Raw genomic sequence first — 23475 nt, 5'->3', positions numbered from 1 at the left:
CGGCGACGAGTTCACCCAGGCGATCGTCACCCTCAACCTCGCGCGCGAGGCCGGCGTCGAGCGGGTCGTCTACCTGTCGGTGTTCGGGGCCGACCGCGCCGTCGAGGTGCCGCACTTCGCGGTGAAGTTCGGGGCCGAGCGCATGCTGCGGCAGATGGGCTTCGGCGCCACGATCCTGCGCCCGACCTACTTCATCGACAACGAGGCGATGATCCGGGACGTGATCGTGGACCACGCGGTCTACCCGATGCCGATCGGCGGCAAGGGCGTCGCCATGGTCGACGCGCGCGACATCGCCGAGATCGCCGCGATCGCGCTGATCCGCCGCGACGCGGCGCCGGGCCCGCTGCCGGTCGAGACCATCAACCTCGTCGGGCCGGACACGCTCACCGGCGCAGGCCTCGCCGCGATCTGGAGCGCGGTGCTCGGCCGCCCGGTCGCCTACGGCGGCGACGATCCGAGCGGGTTCGAGCAGGCCATGGCCGGCACCATGCCGCGGTGGATGGCCTACGAGATGCGCCTGATGGCCGAGCGCTTCGTCGGCGACGGCATGATCCCGGAGGCCGGCGACCGCGAGCGGCTGACCGCGATCCTGGGCCGCCCGCTGCACGCCTACCGCGACGCCGCCGCCGCCCTCGCCGGTCCGGCCGCGCGGGCCGCCGGCTGAGCGGCCGGCTCACGGCGCGCGATAGGCCGATCCGTCGCCGGCGGTCGCCGGGTGGTCGACGTAGCGGCCGTGCCGGGGCACCGCGACGGTCTCGAAGTCCCGCGCCAGGACGTCGAGGCCGCGGCGCATCTCCGCGCCTTCCAGGGCGCGGCCGTGGCCGGTGACGACGCGCTCGGGCTGCAGGGCGGCGAGGCTGCGGACCGAGGCGGCGGCGGCGGGCCAGTCGATCGTCAGGTACATCGGCGGCCCGTGGATCTCGAGCTCCTGGACCGCGACCGCGTAGATCGATTCCTGCGCCGTCGTCACGAAGGCGTCCCCGGCGATCAAGGACCGGTCGCCCGGGCGCCAGAGCGAGACGTGGCCGGGGCTGTGGCCGGGGGTGTGGATCCAGCGCCAGCCCGGCATCGGCGGCACCGTCCCGTCCTCCGGCAGGGTGACGAGGCGGCTGGCCACATCGACCGGCTTCGTCGGGTAGAACGGCGACAGCAGCGCCAGCGCGCCGCCGCCGACATTCGGATCGGGCCGCGGGTAGGCGGCGCTGCCGTCGAGGTAGGGCCGCTCCAGCGCGTGGGCGTAGACGGGCGCGTCCCATTCCGCGGCCAGATCCTCCAGCACCCCGACATGGTCGAAATGCCCGTGGGTGAGGACGATGGCCGCAGGGCGGGCGCCCGGGCCGAAGCGTGCCTCGGCCGCGCCCTGGATCAGGCCCTTCGTGCCGGGAATGCCGGCATCGACCAGCACCCAGCCGCGATCCCCGGCGCCGGGCGTGCCGACGAAGACCACGTTGACCATCATCAGGCGGCGATAGGCGAGATCGCCGGCGAGCGTCCTTGTGCCGTCCTCGGCGGCCTTGTCCGCCTGCGCCTCCGGGTCGACCGAAACCTGCTGGACCATGGCCGCGCGTCCTTTCGATGGGGGGCGATGACCGCCCGCGTGCCGACGCGGATCCGATCGGCCACGCATCTCGCCGACCGTATCATTTGCCGGCAAATCAGATATTTTCCGCCGGCAAGGTTCTCGGCATGCCGCGCGACCCGGAGGCGTCGCCGGACCAGGGCCGCAGGGCCTCGGGAGTCCGGAAATCGTGCGGGACCGCGAAGTCGGCCGCCGCCCCGCGCATGGCCTGCGGCGGACGGGGGAAGCCGCTGCGGCCGCCGTAGTCGAAGGCACCGGGCCGGGAGAGGCGCTTGGCGGCGATCAGCCCCTGGGCACAGACGACGTCGAGCACCGTCACGCCCGCCACCGCCGCCGTCGCGGCGACACGGTTGGCCCTCTGCCCACGATCGCCCTCGAAGCCCTGGGCCAGGGTCGCGAGGTCGAGGGCGTCGCCGACGACGCGGCCCAGGATCCACGGCGCCGGATCGTGGCTCGTCAGGATGGCGACGCCGGTCGCGACCTCGCGCACGCCGTAGCTGCGCACCAGCGTCTCCCGGCCCTCGAGGCCGAGGGTCCGGCACAGGCCCCGCGCCGCCGCCAGCTCCAGCAGCCCGAGGCCGATCGAGAACCAGCCGAGGCCGCGCGCGAGCGCGTGGCGGCCGGTCCGCGCGCCGCGGCCGGGCGCCGGGCGCGTCGGGGGGGAGGGACGCGTTCCACTCATGGCCGGATCACCACCTTGATGCAGCCGTCCTGCTTGTCGCGGAAGGTGCGGTACATCTCGGGGCCGTCCTCCAAGCCGACCGTGTGGGTGATGACGAAGGACGGGTCGATCTGCCCCTCCTCGATCCGGCGCAGCAGGTCGTCGGTCCAGCGCTTCACGTGCGTCTGCCCGGTGCGGACGGTCAGCCCCTTGTTCATCAGCGCGCCGATCGGGAACTTGTCGATCAGGCCGCCATAGACGCCCGGCACCGAGAGGATCCCGGCCGGCCGGTAGACCATGATCATCTGGCGCAGGACGTGGGCGCGGTCGGTCTCCAGCATCATCGCCTGCTTGGCCCGGTCGTAGACCGCGTCGACCGCGCCGAGCGCGTGCGCCTCGAGCCCGACGGCGTCGATGCACTTCTCCGGCCCGCGGCCGTCGGTCATGTCGTTGAGCCGGGCGACGATGTTCGATTCGGCGTGGTAGTCGAGCACCTCGGCGCCGCCGGCCCGCGCCATCGCGAGGCGCTCGGGCACCCGGTCGATGGCGATCACGCGCTTGGCCCCGAGCAGGATCGCGGAGCGGATCGCCATCTGCCCGACCGGCCCGCAGCCCCAGATCGCGACCGTGTCCTCCGGCTGGATGTCGCACTGGACCGCGCCCTGCCATCCCGTCGGGAAGATGTCGGACAGGAACAGCAGCCGCTCGTCGGGGATGCCGTCCGGCACCTTGATGTGGGTCGAGTCGGCGAACGGCACGCGCAGATACTCGGCCTGGCCGCCGGCATAGCCGCCGGTCAGGTGGGTGTAGCCGAACAGGCCCGCCGTGGTGTGGCCGAAGGCGGCGTCGCCGAGCGCCTTGTTGCGGTTGGTGCGCTCGCAGACCGAGAAGTTGCCGCGCCGGCATTGCGGGCACTGGCCGCAGGTGATCGTGAACGGGACGACGATCCGGTCGCCCACCTTCAGCGCGGTGTTGTCCTTCCCCACCGCGACCACCTCGCCCATGGTCTCGTGGCCCATGATGTCGCCCGCCTTCATGCCGGGCATGAAGTGGTCGTAGAGGTGCAGGTCGGAGCCGCAGATCGCGCAGCTCGTGACCTTGATGATCGCGTCGCGCCCGTCCTCGATCGTCGGATCGGGAACCGTGTCGCAGCGGATGTCGGTGGTGCCGTGCCAGACGAGGGCCTTCATGGTGCGAAGCTCCCGGCCGCCGCTCGGACGATGCGGCGCATACGGGAGCAACTGCGGTCCCCGGGGTTGGTTCTGTCGGGTTTCGGACCGAACCGGGCGGGCGGCTGGCGAGATACGGGCGGCGGGCCGACGTTTTCGTGCCGGCTCCGGCGACCGAGGCGGACGGGCTTCGGATGCCGCGGCGACCGGGGCGGGTCACGCTTCCTCTCCGGGCTCGGACCTCATCCTGAGGCGCCGCGCGAGCGGCCTCGAAGGAGCCCTCACGGGATCTCGCGCGCGCTGGGGAACTCCTTCGAGGCTTCCGCTTCGCGCAAGCACCTCAGGATGCGGATGCGGGTGGGATCGGGGATCGAACGGGGCCGCACGCCCTGCCGGGCAATGGCGAAGCTGTTACCGGAAACCTGCTCTCCCAAAACACCGCCCGCACCGGCGCGGCCGTGCCTACGCCGCCGCTTCGTCCGGGTCCGCCCGCGCGGTGAGCCGGTAGAACACGGCGAGGCCGCACCCGAACACGGCCGCGCCGAGCCAGGTCGCGTAAGGGGCGAAACCCGGCCCGACGAGGGCGAGGGACGCGCTGCGCCCGGCCAGGGTGTCGGCGACGGCCAGGATCACGCCGACGAAGCTCTCGCCGACCAGGAATCCGGAGGCGAGGAGGACGCCGCGGCGGCGCGCGGTCTCGGTCGCCGCGCCGGCATCGTCCCCTTGCGCCGCGGCGCGTGCCCGGATCGTCCGCTCGGCGAGCCAGCCGAGGACGCCGCCGACCGCGATCGTCATCTCGACCGAGAGCGGCAGGTACATGCCGATGCCGACGGTGAGGGCGGGGAAGGTGAGGTCGCGCCGCCGCAGCCACGCCTCGACCGCGACCAGCACGGCCCCGAGCCCGGCGCCGATCAGCACCATCGTCCACGGCAGGGTGCCGTGGACGATGCCGCCGGCGATCTGCGAGGTCAGCGCCGCCTGGGGGGCGGGCATGGCGTTGGCCGCCTCCATGCCCTCGCGCGGCAGGGCGCCGACGAAGCCGTAGGCCTCGTAGAGCAGGGACAGCAGCGGCCCGATGACGGCGGCGCCGACCGCGACGCCGATCAGCAGCACCACCTGCTGGCGCCAGGGCGTGGCGTCGACGAGCTGGCCGGTCTTCAGGTCCTGGAGGTTGTCGTTGGCGATCGAGGCCATCGTGACGATGACCGCGGCCACGAGCAGCGCCATCGCGATGACGAAGCGGTCGCCATCCGGTCCGGCGGAGCGGCCGACCAGCAGCGGCAGCAGCACCGCCGCGGCCATGGCGGTGAGGATGCCGATGCCGGAGATCGGGCTCGAGGACGAGCCGAGGAGGCCGGCCAGATAGCCGCAGGTGGCGGCCATCAGGAAGCCGAACAGCACCGCGAACACGGTCGCGGCTGCGACGAGCCCGTACAGCCCGCCGCCGAGCTCGGCGCCCGATGCGAAGCCGGCGAACAGCCATGCCAGCGGCAGGGTCAGCGCCAGCACCGCGGCGCCGACCCAGGTGATCGGCAGGTCGCGCTCGGCCCGCGGATGGTCCGGGCCGGGCAGCCGCGAGCCGCTGGTCCGGACCGAGGCCAGGGCGGTGGCGATGCTGCCGAGGATCGGGCGGGCGAGCGACCCGACGGTCCAGAGGCCCCCGACCGCGATGATGCCCGCCCCGATCAGGCGGACCTGCCCGGACCACACCGCCTCGGCCATCTCCGACGGCGAAGCGCCCTCCCCCTGCCCGAGCGCGGTCAGCAGCGGCACGGCGACGCCCCAGGCGATCGCGACGCCGGTGAGCAGCGCCAGGCACGCGCCGATCCCGACGAGGTAGCCGACGCCGACGAGCGCCAGGGAGAAGCCGGTGCCGAGGCGGAACACCGCGCTCCCCGCCGCGAGCGTTCCGTGCATCCCCTCGGCCAGCAGCCGGAACCCGGTGGTCGCGAGCCCGATCGCGCCCGCGCCGGCGGCCGCGCCGAGGAGATCGCGCAGGCCCTTCGCGCCGGCCTCGCCCTCGCCGGTGCGCAGCACCTCGGCGGCGGCGACGCCCTCTGGGTAGGGCAGGCCCGCGCGGGTGACGAGCGCGCGCCGGAGCGGGATCGAGAACGCGACGCCGAGCAGGCCGCCCAGGGCGCAGACCGCGCTGGTCTGCCAGAACGGGAAGCCGTGCCAATGCCCGATCAGCACCAGGCCGGGCAGGATCAGGATGACGTTGCACAGCGTGCCGGCGGCGGAGGCCTGCGTCTGCACGATGTTGTTCTCGAGGATGCTCGAGCCGCCGAGCAGCCGCAGGCAGCCCATCGAGATCATCGCCGCCGGGATCGAGGACGAGAACGTCATCCCGGTCTTCAGGCCCATGTAGACGTTGGCGGCGATGAACACGACCGTGATCGCGGCGCCGAGCGCGATCCCGCGCGGGGTGATCTCCCGCGCACGCGGCGCGCCTTTGCGTGCACGCGGTGCATCCTGGCTTCCACGCGGTGCATCCTGGGCCTTCGTCACCTGGTTCGCCGCGTCCATCGTGCCCCCGGTCCCGGCCGTCCCGCGCGACATCGACGCGTCGTCCCGAGCGAAACCCGAGCGGCAGGGCGTTTTCTCCCGCCGCGACGCTTTGCCGTCGCGGCCCGGCATGGACGGGATCTGCATTCGCCGCGCCGGGCGCGTCCCACGACGATCCTCGCAAGGCTCGCCGCGCGACGGCCGTTCGCGTCGACCTCGGCTAGTCTGTCGATCGATGCGACGGGCCGAACCATAACCTGCGTTAAGCTTGATTTTTGTCGGCCGCGTCGCGGAACAAGGAATTCGAGCCGAGGTTTCCCCGGCAGATCGGCGGGCTCGGGCCCGATGGGCGCTCCGCCCCGCCGCGCTTCGACACACACAGCCGGGCCTCGGACGGTCGCCGCGCGGGACGCGACGCGGCACGCCCGAGCGATCGTGACAGGTGCGCATGGATCTCCCCACGGACGATGCCAGCCCCCCGCTGGCCGAGCGCTTCCGCGCCTTCCTTCAGACCCCATCCTTCCCTCGCGTCGGCGCCGAGCCCGCCCCCACGCGCGGGCCGATCCGGTCCGTCGTCGGCCGCGACCGGGCGCGCCCGGCGCCGTTTCAGGGCCTCCGGGCGATCTCCGGCCAGCCGGGCACGCCGTCGGAGGAGGGCTTCGCGGCGGCCCATGAGCGCGGGCGCCGCGCCGCGGAGCCGGCGCGATGACCGGCCGGCCCGACCCGAACCCCGCCCTGATCGCCCTGGTCGAGCGACTGCGCGCCCTCGGCTACAGCTTCACCACCGTGACGCCCGCCACCCATGCCCGCGTCAACGCCCGCCCGCAGGCGGCGCGGGCCCGCAATCTGCGCGACGTGTTCGGCTGGAGCCGCCCCTTCGCCGAGGACCTGCTGCCGGCCGACCTCTTCGCGGCGATGCACGCGGCCGGCGTGCTGGTGCGGGACGGCGACGCCTGGCGCTCGGCGATCCGGGTGTCGAGCCTCGACGGCGAGCTGTTCGTCCATTCCGCCTATCCGCCGAGCACGACCGACGTGGTGTTCTTCGGCCCCGACACCACCCGCTTCGTCGCGGCCGTGGTCGATCACCTCGCGCACCGTGCCGCGCCGGTCCGCCGAGCGGTCGACATCGGCTGCGGATCGGGCGCGGCCGGCATCGCCATCGCCAAGCGCGCGCCCGACGCCGAGATCGCGCTCGTCGACATCAACGACGCGGCGCTCGCGGCCGCCGCCACCAACAGCCGGCTCGCGGGCGTCCACGGCACGGTGCCGCGCCGCAGCGACCTCCTCGCGGACGTCGCGGGCGCCTTCGACCTCGTCGTCTCGAACCCGCCCTTCATGCTCGACCGCGCCGGGCGGACCTACCGCGACGGCGGCGGGACCTACGGCGAGGGCCTGTCGCTCGCCGTGGTCGAGGCCGCCCGCACCCGCCTCGCCCCCGGCGGCAGCCTGGTGCTGTTCACCGGCTCGGCGATCGTGGACGGCGCCGACCCGTTCCGGCGGGCCGCGACCGCCGCCTGCGAGGCCGCGGGGCTGGGCTGGACCTATCGCGAGCTCGACCCGGATGCCTACGGCGAGGAGCTCGACGCGCCGGCCTATGCCGAGGCGGAGCGCATCGCCCTCGTCGTGCTCACCGTAACCCGCGGGGCGCCGCGATGACGCGGGCGGACATCGCGGAGCGGGACGCGTTCCGGCGGGACGTGCTCGCCGGCCTGTCCGAGGTGCCGAAGCGCCTGCCGGGCAAGTACCTGTGGGACGAGGCCGGCTCGATCCTGTTCGACCGGATCTGCGACAGCCCCGACTACTATCCGACCCGGCGCGAGATGGCGCTGCTGCCCGCGATCGTGCCGGAGCTCGCCGCCCTCGTCGGAGCGGGCGCGACGATCGTCGAGTACGGCAGCGGCGCGAGCCGCAAGATCCGCACGCTGCTCGACGGCCTCGACCGGCCGCGCCGCTACGTGGCGATCGACATCTCGCGCGCCTACCTCGAGACCTCGGTCGGCACGCTGGCGCGGGACTATCCCGGCATCGCGATGATCCCGGTCGGCGCCGACTACGCCGCGCCGATCCGGCTTCCGGTCGACCTCGGCGGCGGGCCGGTGCTCGGGTTCTTCCCCGGCACCAGCATCGGCAACCTCGCGCCGGCCGAGGCGGAGGCTTTCCTGGCGCGGGCCCGCGACACGCTCGGGCCGAGCCATCTCCTGGTCGGCGCCGACCCGACGCAGGACGCGGACCGGCTGCGGCGGGTCTATGGCGGCTGCGACGGCCTGATGCCGGCCTTGCACCTGAACTACCTGACGCGCCTGAACCGGGAGCTCGGCGCCGGCATCGACCGCGACGCCTTCCGCCACGCGGTCCGCATCCTGCACGATCCGCTGCGGGTCGAGGCCCATCTCGTCGCCGACCGTGCCGACACCTGGCGCTTCGGGACGGACGCGATCCGGTTTGCGGCCGGCGAGAGCGTCCGCACCGACATCTCGCACAAGCATGCGCCGGAGGCGTTCCAGGCGATGGCGGCGCGGGCCGGCTGGACGCCGAAGCGCCTCTGGCTCGACCCGGAGGGCCTGTTCAGCCTGCACCTCCTGAGCCGCTGACGCGTGCCGCCCCGCCCTTCGCCGGATCGGACATGGCAGGATCGAGCATGGCGGGATCGCGGGCGGGCCACGCGCTGGCTTCGCTGTCCGGCCGCGACCGGGCGATCATCGCCCGGACCTGCTCGACCACGGCGCGGGCCGCCGCCCGCTGCAGCCGCGCTTCCTCCCGCGCCGCGCGCGATCGCGCGATCACGTCCTGAGACTCGGCGATCACGGCATCCGCGGAATCGGGTTCGGGCACATCGCGCATGAAGCGGGTCTATTCGACCCGGAAAAATCCGCAACCACCTAGGTTAAGTGCAACCGAATTCCATCAAGACTGTGTCGATTTTACAGCGACGGCTCGAATATAATCGAGAACGCCCCGGCGCTCGCGTGCATCTTCGAGAGCCGCCCAGAACGACAGCAAGTCGGCCGTTTCACCGGTCGGGTTCGATTTGGCATCGAAGAAGTCGTCGACCGGACAGTCGAGAGCCTCGGCGATCTTGGCGATCATCGCTTCGTTGCTGTGGCCGGCCCCGCCGATATTTGAATTTTGCATACTTTGATGCCCGGTTGACCTATGTTATTGTCCGGCCCGGACCAGCGATCTATCGGGGAACGGGGGCGTGGCATCGATTGCGCGCAACTTTTGCTCAAATCGATGCGAGGGTCAACGTGACGACGGACAAGCTCGACCGCATGGCCGAGGTCTGCCTCGAAGCGCATGCCCTGATCGATGCCGGCGGCACGCCGGCGATGCGGGCGATGATCCGGCTCCTGCTGCTTCAGATCGGCCGGGAGATGGCCCGCCGCCAGGCCGAGCCGCGGGGGAAGCCCCAGGAGCATTGAGGCGGCGCCGCGGGGAAGACGGTCGGATCTCCCGCGCAAGCAGGAAGCCGACATCCCAGCACCCGAGGTCGCGTCGGACGAAGCCGTTCCGGCATCAGATCGCGTGGGCCGGATGCGCCGTGCCCCCTGCCACCTTACCTTCCAGCACAGCCGCGCCGAACCGCTCGCGGGTCCCCTCTCCCGGACGGAAGAGGGGGCCGCGGCGGTGCTTCGCGCGACCGAGCCGGCGACGTGGGGTCCGGCCGCCGTCACCCCACCCCGAACGACCGGTGCGCGGCGGCGCAGCAGCGCGGCGATCCCGAAGATGCAACGCATCCTGGCGCGAAGGGCAACGTCACGGGCGCCTCGCGGCGCCCCTCGCCCGCCGACGCGAAACCGCCGAGATCCGTTCCGCCGGCAGCATCCCCGACGCCGGCCACGACGAAAAACGCCCCGGCCGGCGGCCGGGGCGCTCCCACGCTCTGCGACGGCGCGGTTTACGCCGCCTTCTGGACCTCGGCCGGGACCTCGGTGGCCGCCCCCTCGATCGCCGGCGCGCGACTCTTGCCGCCGATGGCGATCTCGATGCGGCGCGGCTTCTTCGCCTCCGGGATCTCGCGGACGAGATCGACGTGGAGGAGGCCGTTCTCCAGCGCCGCACCCGTCACTTGGACGTAGTCGGCGAGCTGGAACCGGCGCTCGAAGCCGCGGGCGGCGATGCCCTGGTGCAGCACCTCGGCGCGACGCTCGGGATCGGGCTTGCGCTCGCCCTTCACGGTCAGCGCGTTCTCCCGCACCTCGATCGACAGGTCGGCCTCGGTGAAGCCGGCCACGGCCACCGTCACGCGGTAGGCGTTCTCGGCGGTGCGCTCGATGTTGTAGGGCGGGTAGGTCGGGACCGCGTCGGACGCCACGAACTGGTCGAGGGCCGAGAACAGGCGGTCGAAGCCGACGGTGGAACGGTAGAGGGGAGCGAGATCGAACTGACGCATAGGACACATCCTCCGTGGAGCAACATGCAGGTTTGAGTCTATGGTCCGCCGCGTGGGCCGGACCGGGCTCGTACCGCCTGACGGCCGGTACGATCGTGATATTGGAGGGGGGCGAGGTGCGTTCAAGACCCGGCCGGACGACGGGAACGATGCGGCAGGACGCCGCACTTCTGAGCCTGCACGACACGCCCGGAAACCCGGTTCCCCCCGGCGCCGTGGTGATGGCGGTCGGCACCGCGGACGACTGCACCCTGCGGGCGGCGCGCTGGGCCGCGACGACGCGGACCTGCAAGGGCACGGTCTGCCTGCTCCAGGGCCGGGCCGAGTTCATCGAGAAGTACTACGAGACCATCCGCGAGCTGCGCGCCCGGGGCTTCGCCGTCGTCGCCTTCGACTGGCGCGGGCAAGGGGCGTCGGACCGGCGGGTCGACGACCCGCACAAGGGCCACGTCGCCGCCTTCGACGATTACCGCCGCGACCTGCTGGCGATCCGCGACGCGGTGCTGGTGCCGTTCATGCCCGATCCGCATGTCTGCCTCGCCCACTCGATGGGCGGCTGCGTCGCGCTGACCGGGGCGCTGGACGGCTGGCTGCCGTTCCGGCGGATCGTCACCGTGGCGCCGATGCTGTCGATCCGGATGGTGCGCTCGCCCGCCTTCGCCTCGGTCGCGACGCGGCTGCTGCAGCGCCTCGGCCTCGGCAGCCGCTACGTGCCCGGCGGCGGCCCGGTCTCGATCGCGACGAAGCCCTACCCGAACAACCGGCTGACCCGGGACCCGGCGCGCTACGCCCGCAACGCGGCCGCCGCGCTCGCGGTCGGCGCGGGCGCCGTCGGCGACCCGACCATCGCCTGGACGGCGGAGGCCTTCCGCGCGGTGGCGCGCCTGCGCGACCCGCGCGTGCCGCCGCGGATCGCGACCCCGACGCTGATCCTCGCCGCCGGCTCCGACCCGGTCTGCGGCACGCCCGCGGCCGAGCGCTTCGCCGCCCGCCTCAAGGCCGGCCACATCCTGGTGCTGCCCGACGCCCGCCACGAGATCCTCTCCGAGCGCGACGCGATCCGCGCCGACTTCTGGGCCGCCTTCGACGCCTTCGTGCCGGGCTCGACCGTGCGGGAGACGAAGACGGAGCGGGAGCGACTGGCGACCGCGTGAGGCTGCGCGCGGGCGGGGCGCCGGTCGCGACGCGAGGCCGGCCGTCGCCGCTTCCCGATGCGGCCGTTCCATGGCCGTCCGACGGCTTCGGGTCGGGGTGGTCGGCGGTCCCGCAGAGTTCGCCATGATCCGCCGTCGAAGGACCGGATCGGGCACATCCGTTCCGGGACACCGCGCCACGACCGGCCTTCGACCGCCCCCTATCGGCGAGGGATCTCGAACGTCTCCCAATCGTGTACGACGGTACAGCTCACGGCGAGCGCGTCGTCCGTCGTCGCCGCGCCATCCATGCCGTGCCGCCGAGCGAGGCGCGCGCACTTGTCCAGGGCGCTTCGCGCGACGTTTTCGGGTACGTCGAGGGCGAGGCTGGTCGCGCGCTCGAGCGTTCGGCCGAACTCCCCCATGTCGGTGCCGAAGCCCGCATCCCCCGATACCATCGAGGGCTGCCCGTCTGCGCATTCCAGCGTGTAGTGAAAGGTCCGGCGGCCGCGCTTGATGGTAATGACCGGACCCGTCCGGATCGCGTACGCGTTTCCGACCTCGGTCGCGATGCGTTGAGCTGCGTCGTCACAGGCGTCGGCCAGGGCCGGTGCGGCCGCGATGACGAGCAGGAGGGGCAGGCGTTTCATCGTTGGCCGCCATCGTGAAAGGCCGGGTTGCAGCGGTTTGGCGGCGCAGGATCGCAAACGCCTGGGATCACCAGACGGCGCGGATTGCGCACGTCCCCAGCCTGTCGGCTTGGCTCTGCTTCGTTGGGGGCAGCATGGGCCCGTCGAGCGCCAACCCGACGCCTGTCGCGGAACGCCGACACCGGCCCCTCCGTGCGCCGGCCGCTCAGAAGCGCGCGCCACCGGGGAAGCTGAACACCGGCATCGAGTCTTGCCGCACGTCGCGCACGTCGGGCGCCATGCCGGTGCGCCCGTCCTGCTTCGCCACGTTGCCGGGCGGGGCCTCCATCGGCTTGCGGTCCTGGGCGCCGATCTCGGCGGACCCGGCCGCGTCCCGGGGTTTTCCAGGCGTGTCGTCGGCCCGGGCCAAGGCTCCGAAGGCCAGGAGACCGGCGGCCGCGAGCAGGATGCGGGATCCGACCATCATGCGCGTGAAACCTTCCGACGTTGCAAGCCGGGCTCCCGAATCCCTCGGTACCCCGCTTAGGCAAATAATCTTATCGGTTGCCGTCCGCGCGGTCCAGCGCCGGGCGCGGCCTCAGGCCTCGACCCGCGCGCTCGCCAGGATCGCCACGCCGCAGGCGATGACCGCGATGCCGGCGATCATCGGCAGGGTCACCGGCTCGCCGAACAGCAGCGCGCCGCCGAGCGCGGCGCCGACCATGCCGACGCCGGCCCAGATCGCGTAGACGACGCCGATCGGCAGCATGTCCATGCTCGAGGACATCAGCCACAGGGCCGTGCCGTAGCCGAGCGCGACGATCAGGGTGGGGACCGGCCGGGTCAGGCCGTCGGCCGCCTTCAGCGCCAGGGTCGCGGAGATCTCGGCGCCGATCGCGATCGCCAGCGTCAGGTAGGGGCTCATGCGCTGGCCGCCAGCGCGGTGCCGGCCGCGTCTTCCGGCACCGGGGGCGGCACGGCGAACATCTCGATGTCGTCGGCGAACTGCTCGACGATCGTCGCCGCGTTCGCCAGGCACACCGGCAGGTAGGCCGGCAGCCGCGGCGCCGGCGCGAACCCCTCGGCGAGCAGGCGGTCGTTGGCGAAGGTCACGTCGAGGGCGCAGAACGCGTAGTAGGCGCGCACCGCGCGGAGCATCGCCTGCTTCAGCGGCCCGTCGAGGCCGAACACCTCGGCGAAGCGCCGGCGCAGCACGGTGCGGTCGGCGGCGAGGTCGAACGGCCGGAAGGCGCGCACGCCGTCGCTCGGCTCGGCCGCCTCGAAGGCGGCGATGACCTCGGCCCAGGTGGTGCGGCCGCTCATGCCGGCCGAGAGGTGGTAGAGGTCGTGCCGGAGCGTCGGCTTGGTCAGGAGCCCGACCAGCATCTCGGCGACCCAGTCGGCCGGGACGACGTCGACGTGGCTCTCGGGCGCGCAGGGCAGCATGCGCAGGGCGTCGGCGGCGCGCAGCACCCAGAGGATGCTCGAGCTCGGGCCCGCGCCGAGGCTGGCATGGCCGACGACGATCGAGGGCCGGGCGACGACGATCGGCAGGTCGGGGAACCGCGCCGCCAGCGAGGTCTCGGTCGCGGCCTTGGACACGGTGTAGGCGACGATGTGCCGGGCCTCGGCCGCCGGGTAGTCGGTCTCGGCGACGATCGCCGCGGCGTCGGCGCCGCAGATCATCGCGGTGCCGACGTGCAGGAACCGCCGGAGCTTCGGCATCGCCTGCGCCCGCCGCGCCAGCGCCAGGGTGCCGTCGTGGTTGGTGCGGTAGACCCGCTCGTCGCCCCACCACGAGGTGTCGGCGGCCAGGTGCAGCACGTGGGTGCAGTCGTCGAGGCGCGGATCGCGGTCGAGGTCGGCCCGGGTGAAGTCGCCGGGGACGACCTCGACCTTGCGGGCGAGGCGCTGGGCGGTGAAGGCGTCGGTGAACCGGGCGAGCCGCGCCGCGATCCGCTGGCGGCCCTGCTCGACGCCGGCGCAGCGCACGAGGCAGACCCAGGTGGCGTCGTCGCCCGCCTCGAGCGCCCGGTGCAGCACCGCGCCGCCGATCAGCCCGGTCGCCCCCGTCAACAGAATCCGTGGCACAGTCCGCCTCCCACTCCTTGCGGCGAGACATAGACAGAAACGTTCCGATATAATCCCCGCATCGCGGCGCAGAGGGTGATTAAAGATCGGCCGTGCTCGGCCGGCAACATTCACGAATTCGTGAACGACATCTTGGCGTTGAAGTCCCGTTGCTTGCGCTGCAGCCTCACGGGTCGATCCGGACCGAGTAGATCGCCCCGAATCCGACCGTGACGTCGTTCGGCGTGCCGAGGCGCCGGACGATCGGGCTTCCCGCGGCGGCGGCGACGAGGCGGTCGTAGCGGACCGAGCCGATCGTCTGCCACGCCTCCGACCAGGCGTAGGCCAGGGCCACGATCGCGCCGACGGAGCGGGGCCCGCCCGCGGCGCGGTAGGGCGTCAGCCGCGGGTCGGCGATCGCGGCGACCGGCACGTCGAAGTCGAGCCGCATCGCGGCGGCGTCCCCCAGCACGAGGCGGGGGCCGCCGCTCAGGGTGACGCGGCCGGCGGTGCCGACGAGGTCGGCGCCGAGCTTGGCCACGAGGCCGTCATGCGCGCGCAGGCCCTGCGTGACCTCGGCGCGCAGCCGCAGCACGTCCTCCACCGGCCAGACCGCGCCGAACAGGCCGAGCCCGGCCGCGACCGGGCGGCGCGGCAGCCCGGCGAGGCTGCGGTCGTCGTGCGCCGCGCGGCCGCTGCGGACATCGAGAACGGCGCCGGCCTGCACCGCGCGCTCGTCCACCAGGGCGGCGTCGAGGGCGTCGTCGGGCGAGAACCAGTCCGGGCGCTCGTCGGCCTTGCGGAACGAAGCGTAGGGCAGCCCCCACAGCCCGGCCGCCCGCGCGCCCTGGAAGCGCCCGCCGGCGCCGGCGAACCCGCCGACGGACACCACGGTGCCGGGGTCGAACAGCGCCGAAAGGTCGCCGGCGCGGGCCGGCGCCGGATCGAGCGCGGCCGAGGCGAGCACGGCCAAGGCGAGCACGGCCAAGGCGGGCGCGGCCAGGAAGAGCGCGGCCACGGCGGGCGCGCGGACGGCCGCCGCGCGGGTCGCCCGGGCTCGGGCCCCTGTCTCGTCGATCGCGCCCAAGACCCGGCCTCCAGCGGCGCGACCGCCGTGCGCACGCCCCTCGGGCGAGACAGGATGCCTAGCAGATCCGCCGCCCGGGGAACGGTCCCGCCGGCGGATTTCGGGCGATGCCGGCCGCCCCGCCCGTCACGCTTTCGTGTCGAACGCGTCGCCGGAACGGGGGCATGCTTGTCCGATCGGCCGGGCGAGCGACGCCAGGCGGAAGCGGATGCCGGAGCCGTCGCTCGGCGGCATCCGGACGCACGCCGAGGTGCTGCGGAGCCCGATCCCGGCCAAGGGCGGCGAGACCAGGCCGGAGCATTGGCCGGAGCATCGCAAGGGCATGGAAGGCCTCGTCGCGAAGGCGCGGAAGCACGGCATCGAGGAGGCGCCGCGCGACGGCGAGCTGCGCGACGTCAAGATCCTGGCCCCTGGGCCCGAGGGGCGCTACCGCAGCTTCGCCCGCGCCGCCGCATGGTCCGGCGCCTGGGCGAACACCGCCCGCATCGCGTGCCAGAGCGGCTTGCGCCCAAACTGCGCATCGAGCGGCAGCGCGCGCTGGGGCAGGCCGTCGGGGCGCTTGCGGTAGGGGTGGTCGTTGAGCCACGTGTCGGGGTCGTAGAGGTCCCACGACATCACGGTCAGCACCGCGGGCTCGGCCGCCACGACCTCGAGATAGGATCTGGCGAGGTCGGCGACCTTGCGGTCGCGGGTGGCGATGTCGGCCGGGAACGCCCGGTCGTCGATGTCGAACTCGGTGATCTCGATGCCGAGCCCCATCCTGCCGATCTCCGCGAGGAAGCGCCGAAGCTGGCCCTGGTCGATCGGCACCGTGCTGGTGATGTGCGATTGCAGGCCGAAGCGGCGGATCGGCACGCCGCGCGCCAGCATCCCCTCCAGGCGCTTGAGCACGCGGGTGCGGCGCGCCTCCATCCACGGCACGCCCTGCTCGACCGCGTCCTCGTTCCAGCAGCCGGCCGCCGTCGGGTCGACCTCGTGCAGGATGCGGAAGGCGAGGTCGACGTAACCGGGGCCGAGCGCGGTGAGCCACGGGCTCTCGCGCAGGCCCTCCGGGCCGCCGCCGTCCTGCGACAGCACCTCGTTGACCACGTCCCAGGAGGCGATCTGCCCGCGGTAGCGGCCGGCCACGGTCTCGATCCAGCGGCGCAGGAAGTCCTCGGCCTGGGGGGCGGTGGCCCGCGCCAGCAGCGGGCGCACCCAGGGCGGCAGCGCCTCGTGCCAGACCAGCGTATGCCCGCGCATGCGCTGGCCGTTGCCGCGGGCGAAGCGCACCAGGGCGTCGGCTTGCGCGAAATCGGTCTTGCCGGGCTCGGGCCGCACCACCTCCATCTTCATCTCGGTGCCGCAGACCAGCATCCCGGCCTCGCGCGCCACCGCCTGCCGGTAGGCGGGATCGCGCGCGAACCGGAAGCCGGGCACCTCGGTGCCGTAGGTCAGCCCGGTGCGGGCGGCCGCCGCCTGCAGGCTGTCGGCCGACCACGACGGCCGGCCCGGCGGCCCGAACGGCGCGGGCGCGGCGCGGACGGGCGCAGCCAGGGCGCAGGCGGCGCCGGCGAGGAGGGTGCGGCGGGTGGGGATCATGGCCTCCCCTCGCGGGGCGGGCGCAGGAAGCGCACCACGGTCGCGGTCGTCCTCCTGCGGCGTCATCGCCGGAACAGCGGGTCGTTCTCCAGCACGATCGGCAGGCCGTGCGGGGTCGCCTCCGCGGCGCGGAGGAAGGCGTCGCGGCGGGCGTCGAGGGCGGGGCCGTCGGCGATGCCGCGGGCGGCGAGGATCGTCTCCAGGGCGGCGAGCCAGCGGCCGTAATCGGCCGGCGCCTCCGGGCCGTCGGCCGGGCGGATCGCGGCGCCGAGCGCGTCGGCCCACTCGGCCCCGGTGAACAGCCCCGAATCCTGCAGCGCGACCACCATCGCGAAGACCTGCGCCTCCCAGGGTGCCGAGAACGGGGCGACGGGCTCGCTCATGCGGCGCCGCCCGCGATGTAGCGCTCGAACACCGCGACGGTGACGCGCCCGTTCGGGTCGGCATCCTCGCCCCAGAGCTCGGCGGCCGGGAAGGCCACGGTGTAGAGCCAGTCCGGGTTCTCGCCCTGCCCGCAGGCGTTGGTGTCGGGCAGGACGAAGGCGCCGTGGACGCGCAGCACGGTGCCGCTTTTGGCCCGGACGTAGCGCGGCAGGCGGGTGTGGGTCGGCGGGTGGATGTTGCGCATCGTCACCGCGTCGCCGACCGCGAAGCGCGCCGGCGCGGGCGCGGGCCGGTCGCTCGGGAAGCCGGCGCGGTAGCGCGGCTCCAGGATGTCGGCGGTGAGCACCCGCGCCACCGGCGCCGGATCGGGATCGGCGACGCCGCGGGCGATCTCCTCCGGCCGCGCGAGGCCGTGGGCGGCGAGCTGGCGCTCGAGGGCGTCGAGCCAGATCGCGTAGTAGCTGGCGCGCAGGTAGTCGGCCGGCGGCATCGACTCGCGGGCGGCGCGGCTGCCGTCGAGGGTCCAGGCACCGGTGAAGCCCATCGCCATGGCGAGCGCGAAGACGCGCTTCTCCCAATCGGCGTGGAACACCGGCTCGTTCGGCTCGGGAGCGACCGGGCCGAGGCCGTGCATCCCGCCGAGGTCCTGGCCGCCGTTCATGCCGGGACGCCCGGCAGGCCGGTGCCGATCATCGCGTCGCGGGTGACGAGGCCGGCGAGGCGGCGCTCGTCGAAGGCCTCGGTGCCGGCGGGCCGCATCGGCAGCACCATGTAGCGCAGTTCGGCGGTCGAATCCCACACGGTGATCCGCGTCGTCTCGGGCAGGCGCACCCCGAACTCGGCGAGCACGCCGCGCGGGTCGATCACGGCGCGGGCGCGATAGGGCGGCGCCTTGTACCAGACCGGCGGCAGGCCGAGCACCGGCCAGGGGTAGCAGGAGCACAGGGTGCAGACGACGAGGTTGTGGGCGTGCGGCGTGTTCTCGACCACCACCATGTGCTCGCCGCCGCGCCCGCCGATCCCGAGCTCGGCGATCGCCGGCGTGGCGTCGGCCAGCAGCCGCGCGCGATAGGCCGGATCGACCCAGGCGCGGGCCACCACCTGCGCCCCGAGATGGGGCCCGACCCGGGTCTCGTAGCGCTCGACCAGCGCGTCGAGCGCCGCCGGCTCGACGTAGCCCTTCTGCACCAGGATCGATTCCAGCGCCCGCACCCGCGCCTCGACGGGGGACAGCGCGCCGTGGTCGTGCCCGTGCTGGTGCCCGTGGTCGTGATCCGGGTCGTCGTGACGATAGGCCATCCGCGCCGCCGCCCGCCTCAGGCCAGGTCGAGCGAGCGCTCGAAGGCGGCCGCGTTCGAGGCGTGCCCCTTCGGGTCGGTCACGACGATGTCCTTGAAGCCGCGCCGGGCCAGCTCCCAGGTCTTCTCCAGGGCCTGGTCGGCGGTCCCGCACGCGAACGTCGCGGGGCGCCCCGCATGGTCGTTCGCCTTCACAGTGTACACGGCACGTCCTCCCGATCGCTCGAATCGACCATACCCGGATGTGGCGTCGGCCGCGAGGATCGGGAAGGGGTTCGGTGAATCGGGTGCAGCGCGGCGCGGATTTGGCCCGAGGGGGCGGGATGCGGGCGGGCCCGCCCGTCGGCGCCGCGTTCTGCGGCGGGCGGCAGCCGGACCCTCGGGCGGGATGGACGGTCCGCGTCCGACGCTTTGCAGAACCTCGGACGGTCCGCTGACCGGTAGCCCGGCACGTCAGACCGGGTCGGGTGGTTCTCTGCCCGTCCGCTTTCGGACGACAGGTGCATCGAAGCGGACATAGCGGGGTCTTGAACACACCGACCAAGCCGGAAGCCGAGCCTGCTTAGACCGAACCCCTCGCTTGAAGGCCGAGGAGCCGGTGCAGGATGTCGCCCAGTTGCACTGCCGAGTACGGCTTCTGCAGCAGCTCGAACCCGTGCGTGCCCTCCTGCGCCAGCACGTGGCTGTAGCCGGATGCCAGGACCACCGGCAGGTGCGGCAACCGCCGCTGCAGTGCCTTGGCGAGCTCTACGCCACCCATGCCTGGCATCACCACGTCGGTGAAAACCAGGTTGAAGCCTGCGCCATTGCCGCCTAGCCGGTCCAGCGCCTCCTCGGCGTTGGCTGCCCAGGTCGGTCGGTAACCCAGGTCCTCAAGGATCTGGGTCGCGAACTGACCGACGCCGATGTTGTCCTCAACGACGAGGATGCGCTGCCCCGTGCCGAGCGGCGTCTGACCCCCGTCGGGCCCGCGGACACGGTCCTGGACCTCCTCTTGCTCGACTTCCGGCAGGTAGAGGGTGAAGGTTGTGCCTTCCCCGACGGTGCTGGCAACGTCGATGTCGCCGCCCGACTGCTTGGCGAAGCCGAATACCTGCGACAGGCCGAGCCCCGTGCCCTTGCCGACCTCCTTGGTTGTGAAGAACGGCTCGAAGATCCGGCTGAGCAGGTCCGGGGGGATGCCTGAACCCGTGTCGACGAGGGAGACCGTGGCGAAGGCTTTGCGCGAGCCGGCATGGCCGCGGATGACGGGAAGGGCCGTCCGGCATCCGAGGCGCAGGGTGAGCGTTCCCTCCCCGCCCATGGCATCGCGCGCGTTGACGGCCATGTTGATGAGCGCGGTCTCGAACTGGCTTAGATCCGCTCGGACGAAGCAGGGCGCATCGGGCACCTCCGCGACCACATGGACGCGTGCGCCCGTCACGGTATCAAGCATCTCCGCGATCCCGCGCATCCTCTCGCCGACGTCGAACACCTCTGGCTTGAGGGCCTGCCGGCGTGCGAAGGCGAGCAGCTGGCCGGTGAGCTTGGCCGCGCGCTCAACCGTATCGGAGACGGCGTTGAGATACCGATCCTTGCGCACTTCTGGCAGGTCCGGTCGTCGAAGGAAGTCCACGGACGAGCGGATGATGGTCAGCAGGTTGTTGAAATCGTGCGCGACCCCGCCGGTGAGCTGGCCGACGGCTTCCAGCTTCTGGGATTGGCGAAGGGCCTCCTGTGCCTGCTCCAGCTCGGCCTGCCTTTCCCGGGCCTCGGTGATGTCGCGCCCGGTCGCGTAGGTCAGCGTTCCGGCCGGGGCGGCGGTCCATGAGATCCAGCGCGTCGAGCCATCCTTGTGCCGGTAGCGGTTGACGATGTGGGGCATCCCGCCCTCGGCCGCCTCGGTATAAGCACCAACCGTTTCCACGTGGTCCTCCACCAGGACGAACTCGTTGACGTGGTGCCCGACCAATTCGTGCGGCTCGTAGCCGAGAAGACGGGTCCATGCCGGGTTGACCCGTTGGAAGATGCCTTCGAAGTTGATGATCAGCATCAGGTCGGGAGCGGTGTCCCACATCAGGTCTCGCTCGTTCGTGCGCTCCTCCACGCGCTGTTCCAAGGTCGCGTTCAGGCTGCGCACCTCGCCGAGTGCCCGTTCCAGGCTCTCTTGGCTGTCCTTGAGCGCGGCGTCGGTCAGCACCCGCTGCGTGGTCTCGTCGGCGAAGATGAACAGGCCCGCGATCCTGCCGTCGGCATCGAGCACCCGCGAGTAGGAGAAGGAGAACCAGGTCTGCGCCGCCCCCCGGTCGGTATCGAGCTTCCACGGAAGGTCCTCGAAGCGATGGCTGCGCCCGGCGAAGGCGTCTTCGATGATGGGCTTGGCCTGGTCCCAGGCGTCGGCCCAGACCCTGTCGAAGCGTTCGCCCGTGGCCCAGGCCACCCGGGGGCCGAGCAGGCGGGAATAGGTGTCGTTGAAGAAGAAGTGCAGGTCCGGCCCCCAGGCCAGGATCATGCTCTCGGGCGAGTTCAGGACCAGCGAGAGCGCGGTCTTGAGAGATTGCGGCCACGTCTCGGGGGAGCCGAGAGGATGGGCCGACCAGTCGCGCCCGCGAATGAGGCGCGCGGCCTCACCGCCGCCAGCCAGGAAGGCCGTCGCGTCACTCACCGCGTCATGCCCCGCCGACGCCGTACGAAGCGGCAGAGGCTGCGCCCGGACGTCCTCTTGCTGGGTCGGTGACACTCCTCATTGAGGGTGTCGAAGACCGTACGGTCGTGATTTTCGCAGTCGCCCGAAGACGTGATCGCACGCTTCGGCTCATCGGAGGACATTTCAGGGGCCATGCCCCCTTATGGCACGTGCGCCTTCAGTGGTCGCCGAGGGATTGCTCCTCGGCCGAGCTATGGCGCTCGCTTTTCACCCCGAACCGAGGTCGCGATGAGGCCGGCGAACGGGTGCTTACGGGAGGCGCTGACTGTGATCTGAACGACCACTTTCGGGCGACACCGGGCCGTCCGCGTCAAAGCGAGAGGTCGGGGCCCGCTTCCCTCCCACACCGGCCATGGGCCGAACGGGCTCACATCGTCGTCTGGCCGCCAGGCGCCATCGCTCGCGCCACCGGAGCGCGACCGGCCCGGCCTCGGCCGCGTTCTGGCACGGGCGTCGCGCCCCGAGGCCCCGCCCGGAGGGCCGCCGCGGGGCCGGGCGGTCAGGCGGCGCGGACCGTCGCCAGGAAGCGGGCGACCTCCGCGGTCAGGTGCTCGGACTGGCGCGACAGCTCGGAGGCGGAGGCGAGCACCTGGCTGGCGGCCGCCCCGGTGTCCTCGGACGCGCGCGCCACGCCCGCGATGTTGCTCGTCACCTCGTTCGTCCCGCTGGACGCCTGCCCGACGTTGCGCACGATCTCCTGCGTGGCCGCGCCCTGCTGCTCGACGGCGGCCGCGATCGTCGTCGCCACCATGTCGATCTCGCGGATGCGCGCCGCGATCGAGCCGATCGCGTGCATGGCCTGCCCGGTGGCGCCCTGGATCTGGCCGATCTGGTCCGAGATCTCCTGCGTGGCCCGCGCGGTCTGGGCGGCGAGCTCCTTCACCTCGACGGCGACCACCGCGAAGCCGCGGCCGGCCTCCCCGGCCCGCGCCGCCTCGATCGTCGCGTTGAGCGCCAGCAGGTTGGTCTGGCTCGCGATGTTGGAGATCAGGCCGATCACGTCGCCGATCTTCCCGGCCGCGGCGCTAAGGTCCTGCACCAGGGCGGCGGTATCGTCGGCCTCGGCGACGGCGCGCTGCGCCAGGTCGGTCGATCCCGAGACCTGCCGGCCGATCTCCTGAACCGAGGCGCCGAGCTCCTCGGCGGCGGCGGCCACGGTGTTGACGTTGACGGCCGCCTCCTCGGCGGCGGCGGCCACCGTCGTCGACTGGCTGGCGGTCCCGGCCGCCGTGGCCGTCATGGTCCGGGCGGTGGCCTGCAGCGCGCCGGCCGAGGACGACACCCGCCCGACGATGCCGCCGACCGCCTGCTCGAACCCGTCGGCCATCTGGCGCATGCCGGCCTTGCGCTGCTCCTCGGCCGAGGCGCGGGCGAGCGCCGTCTCGGCCTCCAGCGCCTGCGTGCGGATCAGGGTGTCCTTGAAGACCTGGACGGCGCCCGCGATCGCCCCGACCTCGTCGCGGCGGTCCCGGAACGGGATTTCGGCGCCGGTGTCGCCGCGCGCGAGGCGGCCCATCAGGTCGGTGATCGCCCGGATCGGGCGCGAGACCGCCCAGTTCACCAGGAGCGCGCCCAAGGCGGCGGCGGCGAGCATGGCGAGGAGCCCGACGAGGACGGCCTGACGCGAGCCGGCGCCGGCGGCCTCGGCGATCCGCGCCCGGTCGTCCAGCAGGCTCCGCTCGATCGTCGCGATCTCGGCGGCCTTCAGGCGCAGCCGGTCCATCGCCGCCTTGCCGGCGCCGGAGATCGCGAGCTGCCGCGCCTGGCCGCGCGTCGGCTCGTCGCGCATCAGCGCGATCTCGCGCTCGGCGATTCCGTCGTGCCAGGCCTGGGCGTCCTGGTCGAGCGCGCCCAGGCGCTGCAGCTGCGCCGGGTTGTCGGAGACCAGCGCGCGGATCCGGGCGAGGGCATCGGCGTAGGCCTTGGTGCCGGCCCGGTAGGGCTCGAGGAAGCTCGGCTCGGCGCTCAGCAGGTACCCGCGCAGGCCGGTCTCCTGGTTGACCATGGCGGTGGTCAGCGCCTCGACCTGCTCCAGGACCCGGTAGGTGTGATCGCGCCACCGTTGCGCCTCCTCGACGGAGCCGAGGCCGCGCCAGCTCACCAGCGCGGCGAGGCCGGCCGCGCCGATGATGACCGCGAAGACCAGCAGGAGCTTGGTCATCAGGCGTAAATCGACGACGGTACGCATTCGAAAGCCCCGGGATGACGGCGCAAGACCGAGTTTTTCCTCTCGGACGCGGTGTTCATCCTCTACGCGGCAAGCGGTTAAGCCCGCGCTACCGACGAAGTGTTGCGCG

General features: G+C 72.9%; 25 protein-coding genes. 6 read left to right on the top strand and 19 right to left on the bottom strand.

Features of this window, described 5'->3' with window-relative positions; translation table 11 throughout:
- Window positions 1-667, top strand: a 667-nt coding sequence (locus MKK68_RS21840; RefSeq protein WP_244032912.1) for an NmrA family NAD(P)-binding protein, incomplete at its 5' end; no start/stop codon positions are given.
- A 9-nt stretch (window positions 668-676) separates the two neighbouring features.
- Here MKK68_RS21840 and MKK68_RS21835 read toward each other — a convergent pair.
- The 4 genes from MKK68_RS21835 to MKK68_RS21820 form a co-directional block, all read right to left on the bottom strand.
- A complete protein-coding gene (locus MKK68_RS21835) occupies window positions 677-1561 on the bottom strand; it encodes an MBL fold metallo-hydrolase (protein ID WP_244032911.1) in 885 nt (294 codons plus the stop codon).
- Between the two features lie 97 nt (window positions 1562-1658).
- Window positions 1659-2264 carry a cyclase dehydrase gene (locus MKK68_RS21830; RefSeq protein ID WP_244032910.1) on the bottom strand — a complete coding sequence of 202 codons (606 nt, stop codon included), beginning with the start codon at window positions 2262-2264 and terminating at the stop codon, window positions 1659-1661.
- Complete coding sequence (locus MKK68_RS21825) at window positions 2261-3433, bottom strand: zinc-dependent alcohol dehydrogenase (protein ID WP_244032909.1); 1173 nt, start codon at window positions 3431-3433, stop codon at window positions 2261-2263. Before MKK68_RS21825 ends, MKK68_RS21830 begins: the two co-directional genes overlap by 4 nt.
- Window positions 3434-3874: 441 nt before the next feature.
- The gene (locus MKK68_RS21820; RefSeq protein WP_244032908.1) at window positions 3875-5971 is read right to left on the bottom strand and encodes an OPT family oligopeptide transporter; all 2097 of its coding nucleotides are present in this window, start codon (window positions 5969-5971) and stop codon (window positions 3875-3877) included.
- Between the two features lie 394 nt (window positions 5972-6365).
- Between MKK68_RS21820 and MKK68_RS21815 the strand changes: the two genes are divergently transcribed.
- Genes MKK68_RS21815 through MKK68_RS21805 form a run of 3 tightly spaced genes read left to right on the top strand, consistent with a single transcriptional unit; the run spans window position 6366 to window position 8508 of the window.
- Complete coding sequence (locus tag MKK68_RS21815; RefSeq protein ID WP_244032907.1) at window positions 6366-6626, top strand: hypothetical protein; 261 nt, start codon at window positions 6366-6368, stop codon at window positions 6624-6626.
- Window positions 6623-7573 carry a methyltransferase gene (locus MKK68_RS21810; RefSeq protein ID WP_244032906.1) on the top strand — a complete coding sequence of 317 codons (951 nt, stop codon included), beginning with the start codon at window positions 6623-6625 and terminating at the stop codon, window positions 7571-7573. Before MKK68_RS21815 ends, MKK68_RS21810 begins: the two co-directional genes overlap by 4 nt.
- A complete protein-coding gene (locus tag MKK68_RS21805; RefSeq protein WP_244032905.1) occupies window positions 7570-8508 on the top strand; it encodes an L-histidine N(alpha)-methyltransferase in 939 nt (312 codons plus the stop codon). The genes MKK68_RS21810 and MKK68_RS21805 overlap by 4 nt, the downstream gene beginning before the upstream one ends.
- Here the strand turns inward: MKK68_RS21805 and MKK68_RS21800 are convergent.
- Together MKK68_RS21800 and MKK68_RS21795 are read right to left on the bottom strand one after the other, a co-directional pair.
- Complete coding sequence (locus MKK68_RS21800; RefSeq protein WP_244032904.1) at window positions 8483-8758, bottom strand: hypothetical protein; 276 nt, start codon at window positions 8756-8758, stop codon at window positions 8483-8485. The two genes, MKK68_RS21805 and MKK68_RS21800, sit on opposite strands and share 26 nt — an antisense overlap.
- Window positions 8759-8821: 63 nt before the next feature.
- A complete protein-coding gene (locus MKK68_RS21795; protein ID WP_147843614.1) occupies window positions 8822-9004 on the bottom strand; it encodes a hypothetical protein in 183 nt (60 codons plus the stop codon).
- Between the two features lie 161 nt (window positions 9005-9165).
- Here MKK68_RS21795 and MKK68_RS21790 point away from each other — a divergent pair, with 161 nt between their 5' ends.
- Entirely contained in the window at window positions 9166-9339 is a 174-nt protein-coding gene (locus MKK68_RS21790; RefSeq protein WP_187274918.1) for a hypothetical protein, read from the top strand.
- Between the two features lie 476 nt (window positions 9340-9815).
- On the opposite strand, the gene MKK68_RS21785 is transcribed toward MKK68_RS21790, so the two are convergent.
- Window positions 9816-10310 (bottom strand): Hsp20 family protein, encoded by a 495-nt coding sequence (locus MKK68_RS21785; protein WP_147728833.1) that lies wholly within the window; start codon window positions 10308-10310, stop codon window positions 9816-9818.
- Window positions 10311-10459: 149 nt separating this feature from the next.
- Here MKK68_RS21785 and MKK68_RS21780 point away from each other — a divergent pair, with 149 nt between their 5' ends.
- Window positions 10460-11464: an alpha/beta fold hydrolase gene (locus MKK68_RS21780; RefSeq protein ID WP_147860009.1), complete on the top strand. Its 1005-nt coding sequence runs from the start codon at window positions 10460-10462 to the stop codon at window positions 11462-11464.
- Between the two features lie 200 nt (window positions 11465-11664).
- Here the strand turns inward: MKK68_RS21780 and MKK68_RS21775 are convergent, their stop codons facing one another.
- From MKK68_RS21775 to MKK68_RS21720, 12 genes are all read right to left on the bottom strand, one after another.
- Window positions 11665-12093, bottom strand: coding sequence for a hypothetical protein (locus tag MKK68_RS21775; RefSeq protein ID WP_244032903.1), 429 nt, complete (start codon window positions 12091-12093; stop codon window positions 11665-11667).
- A 205-nt stretch (window positions 12094-12298) separates the two neighbouring features.
- A complete protein-coding gene (locus MKK68_RS21770; RefSeq protein ID WP_187275608.1) occupies window positions 12299-12559 on the bottom strand; it encodes a hypothetical protein in 261 nt (86 codons plus the stop codon).
- 111 nt (window positions 12560-12670) lie between these two features.
- On the bottom strand, window positions 12671-12997 hold the full coding sequence (locus tag MKK68_RS21765; protein WP_147729248.1) for a DMT family transporter: 327 nt from the start codon (window positions 12995-12997) through the stop codon (window positions 12671-12673).
- A complete protein-coding gene (locus MKK68_RS21760; protein WP_147844242.1) occupies window positions 12994-14148 on the bottom strand; it encodes an SDR family oxidoreductase in 1155 nt (384 codons plus the stop codon). Before MKK68_RS21760 ends, MKK68_RS21765 begins: the two co-directional genes overlap by 4 nt.
- Window positions 14149-14329: 181 nt before the next feature.
- Window positions 14330-15229 carry a MipA/OmpV family protein gene (locus tag MKK68_RS21755; protein WP_187274916.1) on the bottom strand — a complete coding sequence of 300 codons (900 nt, stop codon included), beginning with the start codon at window positions 15227-15229 and terminating at the stop codon, window positions 14330-14332.
- 426 nt (window positions 15230-15655) lie between these two features.
- Window positions 15656-16810, bottom strand: coding sequence for an endo-1,4-beta-xylanase (locus MKK68_RS21750; RefSeq protein ID WP_244032902.1), 1155 nt, complete (start codon window positions 16808-16810; stop codon window positions 15656-15658).
- Window positions 16811-16872: 62 nt separating this feature from the next.
- Entirely contained in the window at window positions 16873-17193 is a 321-nt protein-coding gene (locus MKK68_RS21745; RefSeq protein WP_147860278.1) for a nitrile hydratase accessory protein, read from the bottom strand.
- Entirely contained in the window at window positions 17190-17855 is a 666-nt protein-coding gene (gene nthB, locus MKK68_RS21740) for a nitrile hydratase subunit beta (protein WP_147729730.1), read from the bottom strand. The genes MKK68_RS21745 and nthB overlap by 4 nt, the downstream gene beginning before the upstream one ends.
- Window positions 17852-18493 (bottom strand): nitrile hydratase subunit alpha, encoded by a 642-nt coding sequence (nthA, locus tag MKK68_RS21735; protein WP_147729729.1) that lies wholly within the window; start codon window positions 18491-18493, stop codon window positions 17852-17854. The genes nthB and nthA overlap by 4 nt, the downstream gene beginning before the upstream one ends.
- A gap of 17 nt (window positions 18494-18510) precedes the next feature.
- Window positions 18511-18696, bottom strand: coding sequence for a hypothetical protein (locus tag MKK68_RS21730; RefSeq protein WP_147729728.1), 186 nt, complete (start codon window positions 18694-18696; stop codon window positions 18511-18513).
- Window positions 18697-19054: 358 nt separating this feature from the next.
- On the bottom strand, window positions 19055-20983 hold the full coding sequence (locus MKK68_RS21725) for a PAS domain-containing protein (protein WP_279605458.1): 1929 nt from the start codon (window positions 20981-20983) through the stop codon (window positions 19055-19057).
- 694 nt (window positions 20984-21677) lie between these two features.
- Window positions 21678-23339, bottom strand: a complete 1662-nt coding sequence (locus MKK68_RS21720) for a methyl-accepting chemotaxis protein (protein ID WP_409567295.1) — start codon at window positions 23337-23339, stop codon at window positions 21678-21680.
- Window positions 23340-23475 lie beyond the last annotated feature (136 nt).

It is taken from the genome of Methylobacterium sp. E-016 (assembly GCF_022829745.1).
Lineage (GTDB): Bacteria > Pseudomonadota > Alphaproteobacteria > Rhizobiales > Beijerinckiaceae > Methylobacterium.
The sequence above is the reverse complement of the archived record's forward strand: the minus strand, read 5'-3'. Positions and strand labels throughout refer to the sequence as shown.

Excerpts from the sequence above, each read along its gene's own strand:
- MKK68_RS21770 (WP_187275608.1), bottom strand. The coding sequence starts at position 12,559 with ATGATGGTCGGATCCCGCATCCTGCTCGCGGCCGCCGGTCTCCTGGCC.
- MKK68_RS21800 (WP_244032904.1), bottom strand. The coding sequence starts at position 8,758 with ATGCGCGATGTGCCCGAACCCGATTCCGCGGATGCCGTGATCGCCGAG.
- MKK68_RS21815 (WP_244032907.1), top strand. The coding sequence starts at position 6,366 with ATGGATCTCCCCACGGACGATGCCAGCCCCCCGCTGGCCGAGCGCTTC.
- MKK68_RS21720 (WP_409567295.1), bottom strand. The coding sequence starts at position 23,339 with ATGACCAAGCTCCTGCTGGTCTTCGCGGTCATCATCGGCGCGGCCGGC.
- nthA (WP_147729729.1), bottom strand. The coding sequence starts at position 18,493 with ATGGCCTATCGTCACGACGACCCGGATCACGACCACGGGCACCAGCAC.
- MKK68_RS21775 (WP_244032903.1), bottom strand. The coding sequence starts at position 12,093 with ATGAAACGCCTGCCCCTCCTGCTCGTCATCGCGGCCGCACCGGCCCTG.
- MKK68_RS21810 (WP_244032906.1), top strand. The coding sequence starts at position 6,623 with ATGACCGGCCGGCCCGACCCGAACCCCGCCCTGATCGCCCTGGTCGAG.
- MKK68_RS21750 (WP_244032902.1), bottom strand. The coding sequence starts at position 16,810 with ATGATCCCCACCCGCCGCACCCTCCTCGCCGGCGCCGCCTGCGCCCTG.
- nthB (WP_147729730.1), bottom strand. The coding sequence starts at position 17,855 with ATGAACGGCGGCCAGGACCTCGGCGGGATGCACGGCCTCGGCCCGGTC.
- MKK68_RS21785 (WP_147728833.1), bottom strand. The coding sequence starts at position 10,310 with ATGCGTCAGTTCGATCTCGCTCCCCTCTACCGTTCCACCGTCGGCTTC.
- MKK68_RS21765 (WP_147729248.1), bottom strand. The coding sequence starts at position 12,997 with ATGAGCCCCTACCTGACGCTGGCGATCGCGATCGGCGCCGAGATCTCC.
- MKK68_RS21795 (WP_147843614.1), bottom strand. The coding sequence starts at position 9,004 with ATGATCGCCAAGATCGCCGAGGCTCTCGACTGTCCGGTCGACGACTTC.
- MKK68_RS21780 (WP_147860009.1), top strand. The coding sequence starts at position 10,460 with ATGCGGCAGGACGCCGCACTTCTGAGCCTGCACGACACGCCCGGAAAC.
- MKK68_RS21820 (WP_244032908.1), bottom strand. The coding sequence starts at position 5,971 with ATGTCGCGCGGGACGGCCGGGACCGGGGGCACGATGGACGCGGCGAAC.
- MKK68_RS21745 (WP_147860278.1), bottom strand. The coding sequence starts at position 17,193 with ATGAGCGAGCCCGTCGCCCCGTTCTCGGCACCCTGGGAGGCGCAGGTC.
- MKK68_RS21825 (WP_244032909.1), bottom strand. The coding sequence starts at position 3,433 with ATGAAGGCCCTCGTCTGGCACGGCACCACCGACATCCGCTGCGACACG.
- MKK68_RS21835 (WP_244032911.1), bottom strand. The coding sequence starts at position 1,561 with ATGGTCCAGCAGGTTTCGGTCGACCCGGAGGCGCAGGCGGACAAGGCC.
- MKK68_RS21805 (WP_244032905.1), top strand. The coding sequence starts at position 7,570 with ATGACGCGGGCGGACATCGCGGAGCGGGACGCGTTCCGGCGGGACGTG.
- MKK68_RS21725 (WP_279605458.1), bottom strand. The coding sequence starts at position 20,983 with ATGATCCTGGCCTGGGGGCCGGACCTGCACTTCTTCTTCAACGACACC.
- MKK68_RS21830 (WP_244032910.1), bottom strand. The coding sequence starts at position 2,264 with ATGAGTGGAACGCGTCCCTCCCCCCCGACGCGCCCGGCGCCCGGCCGC.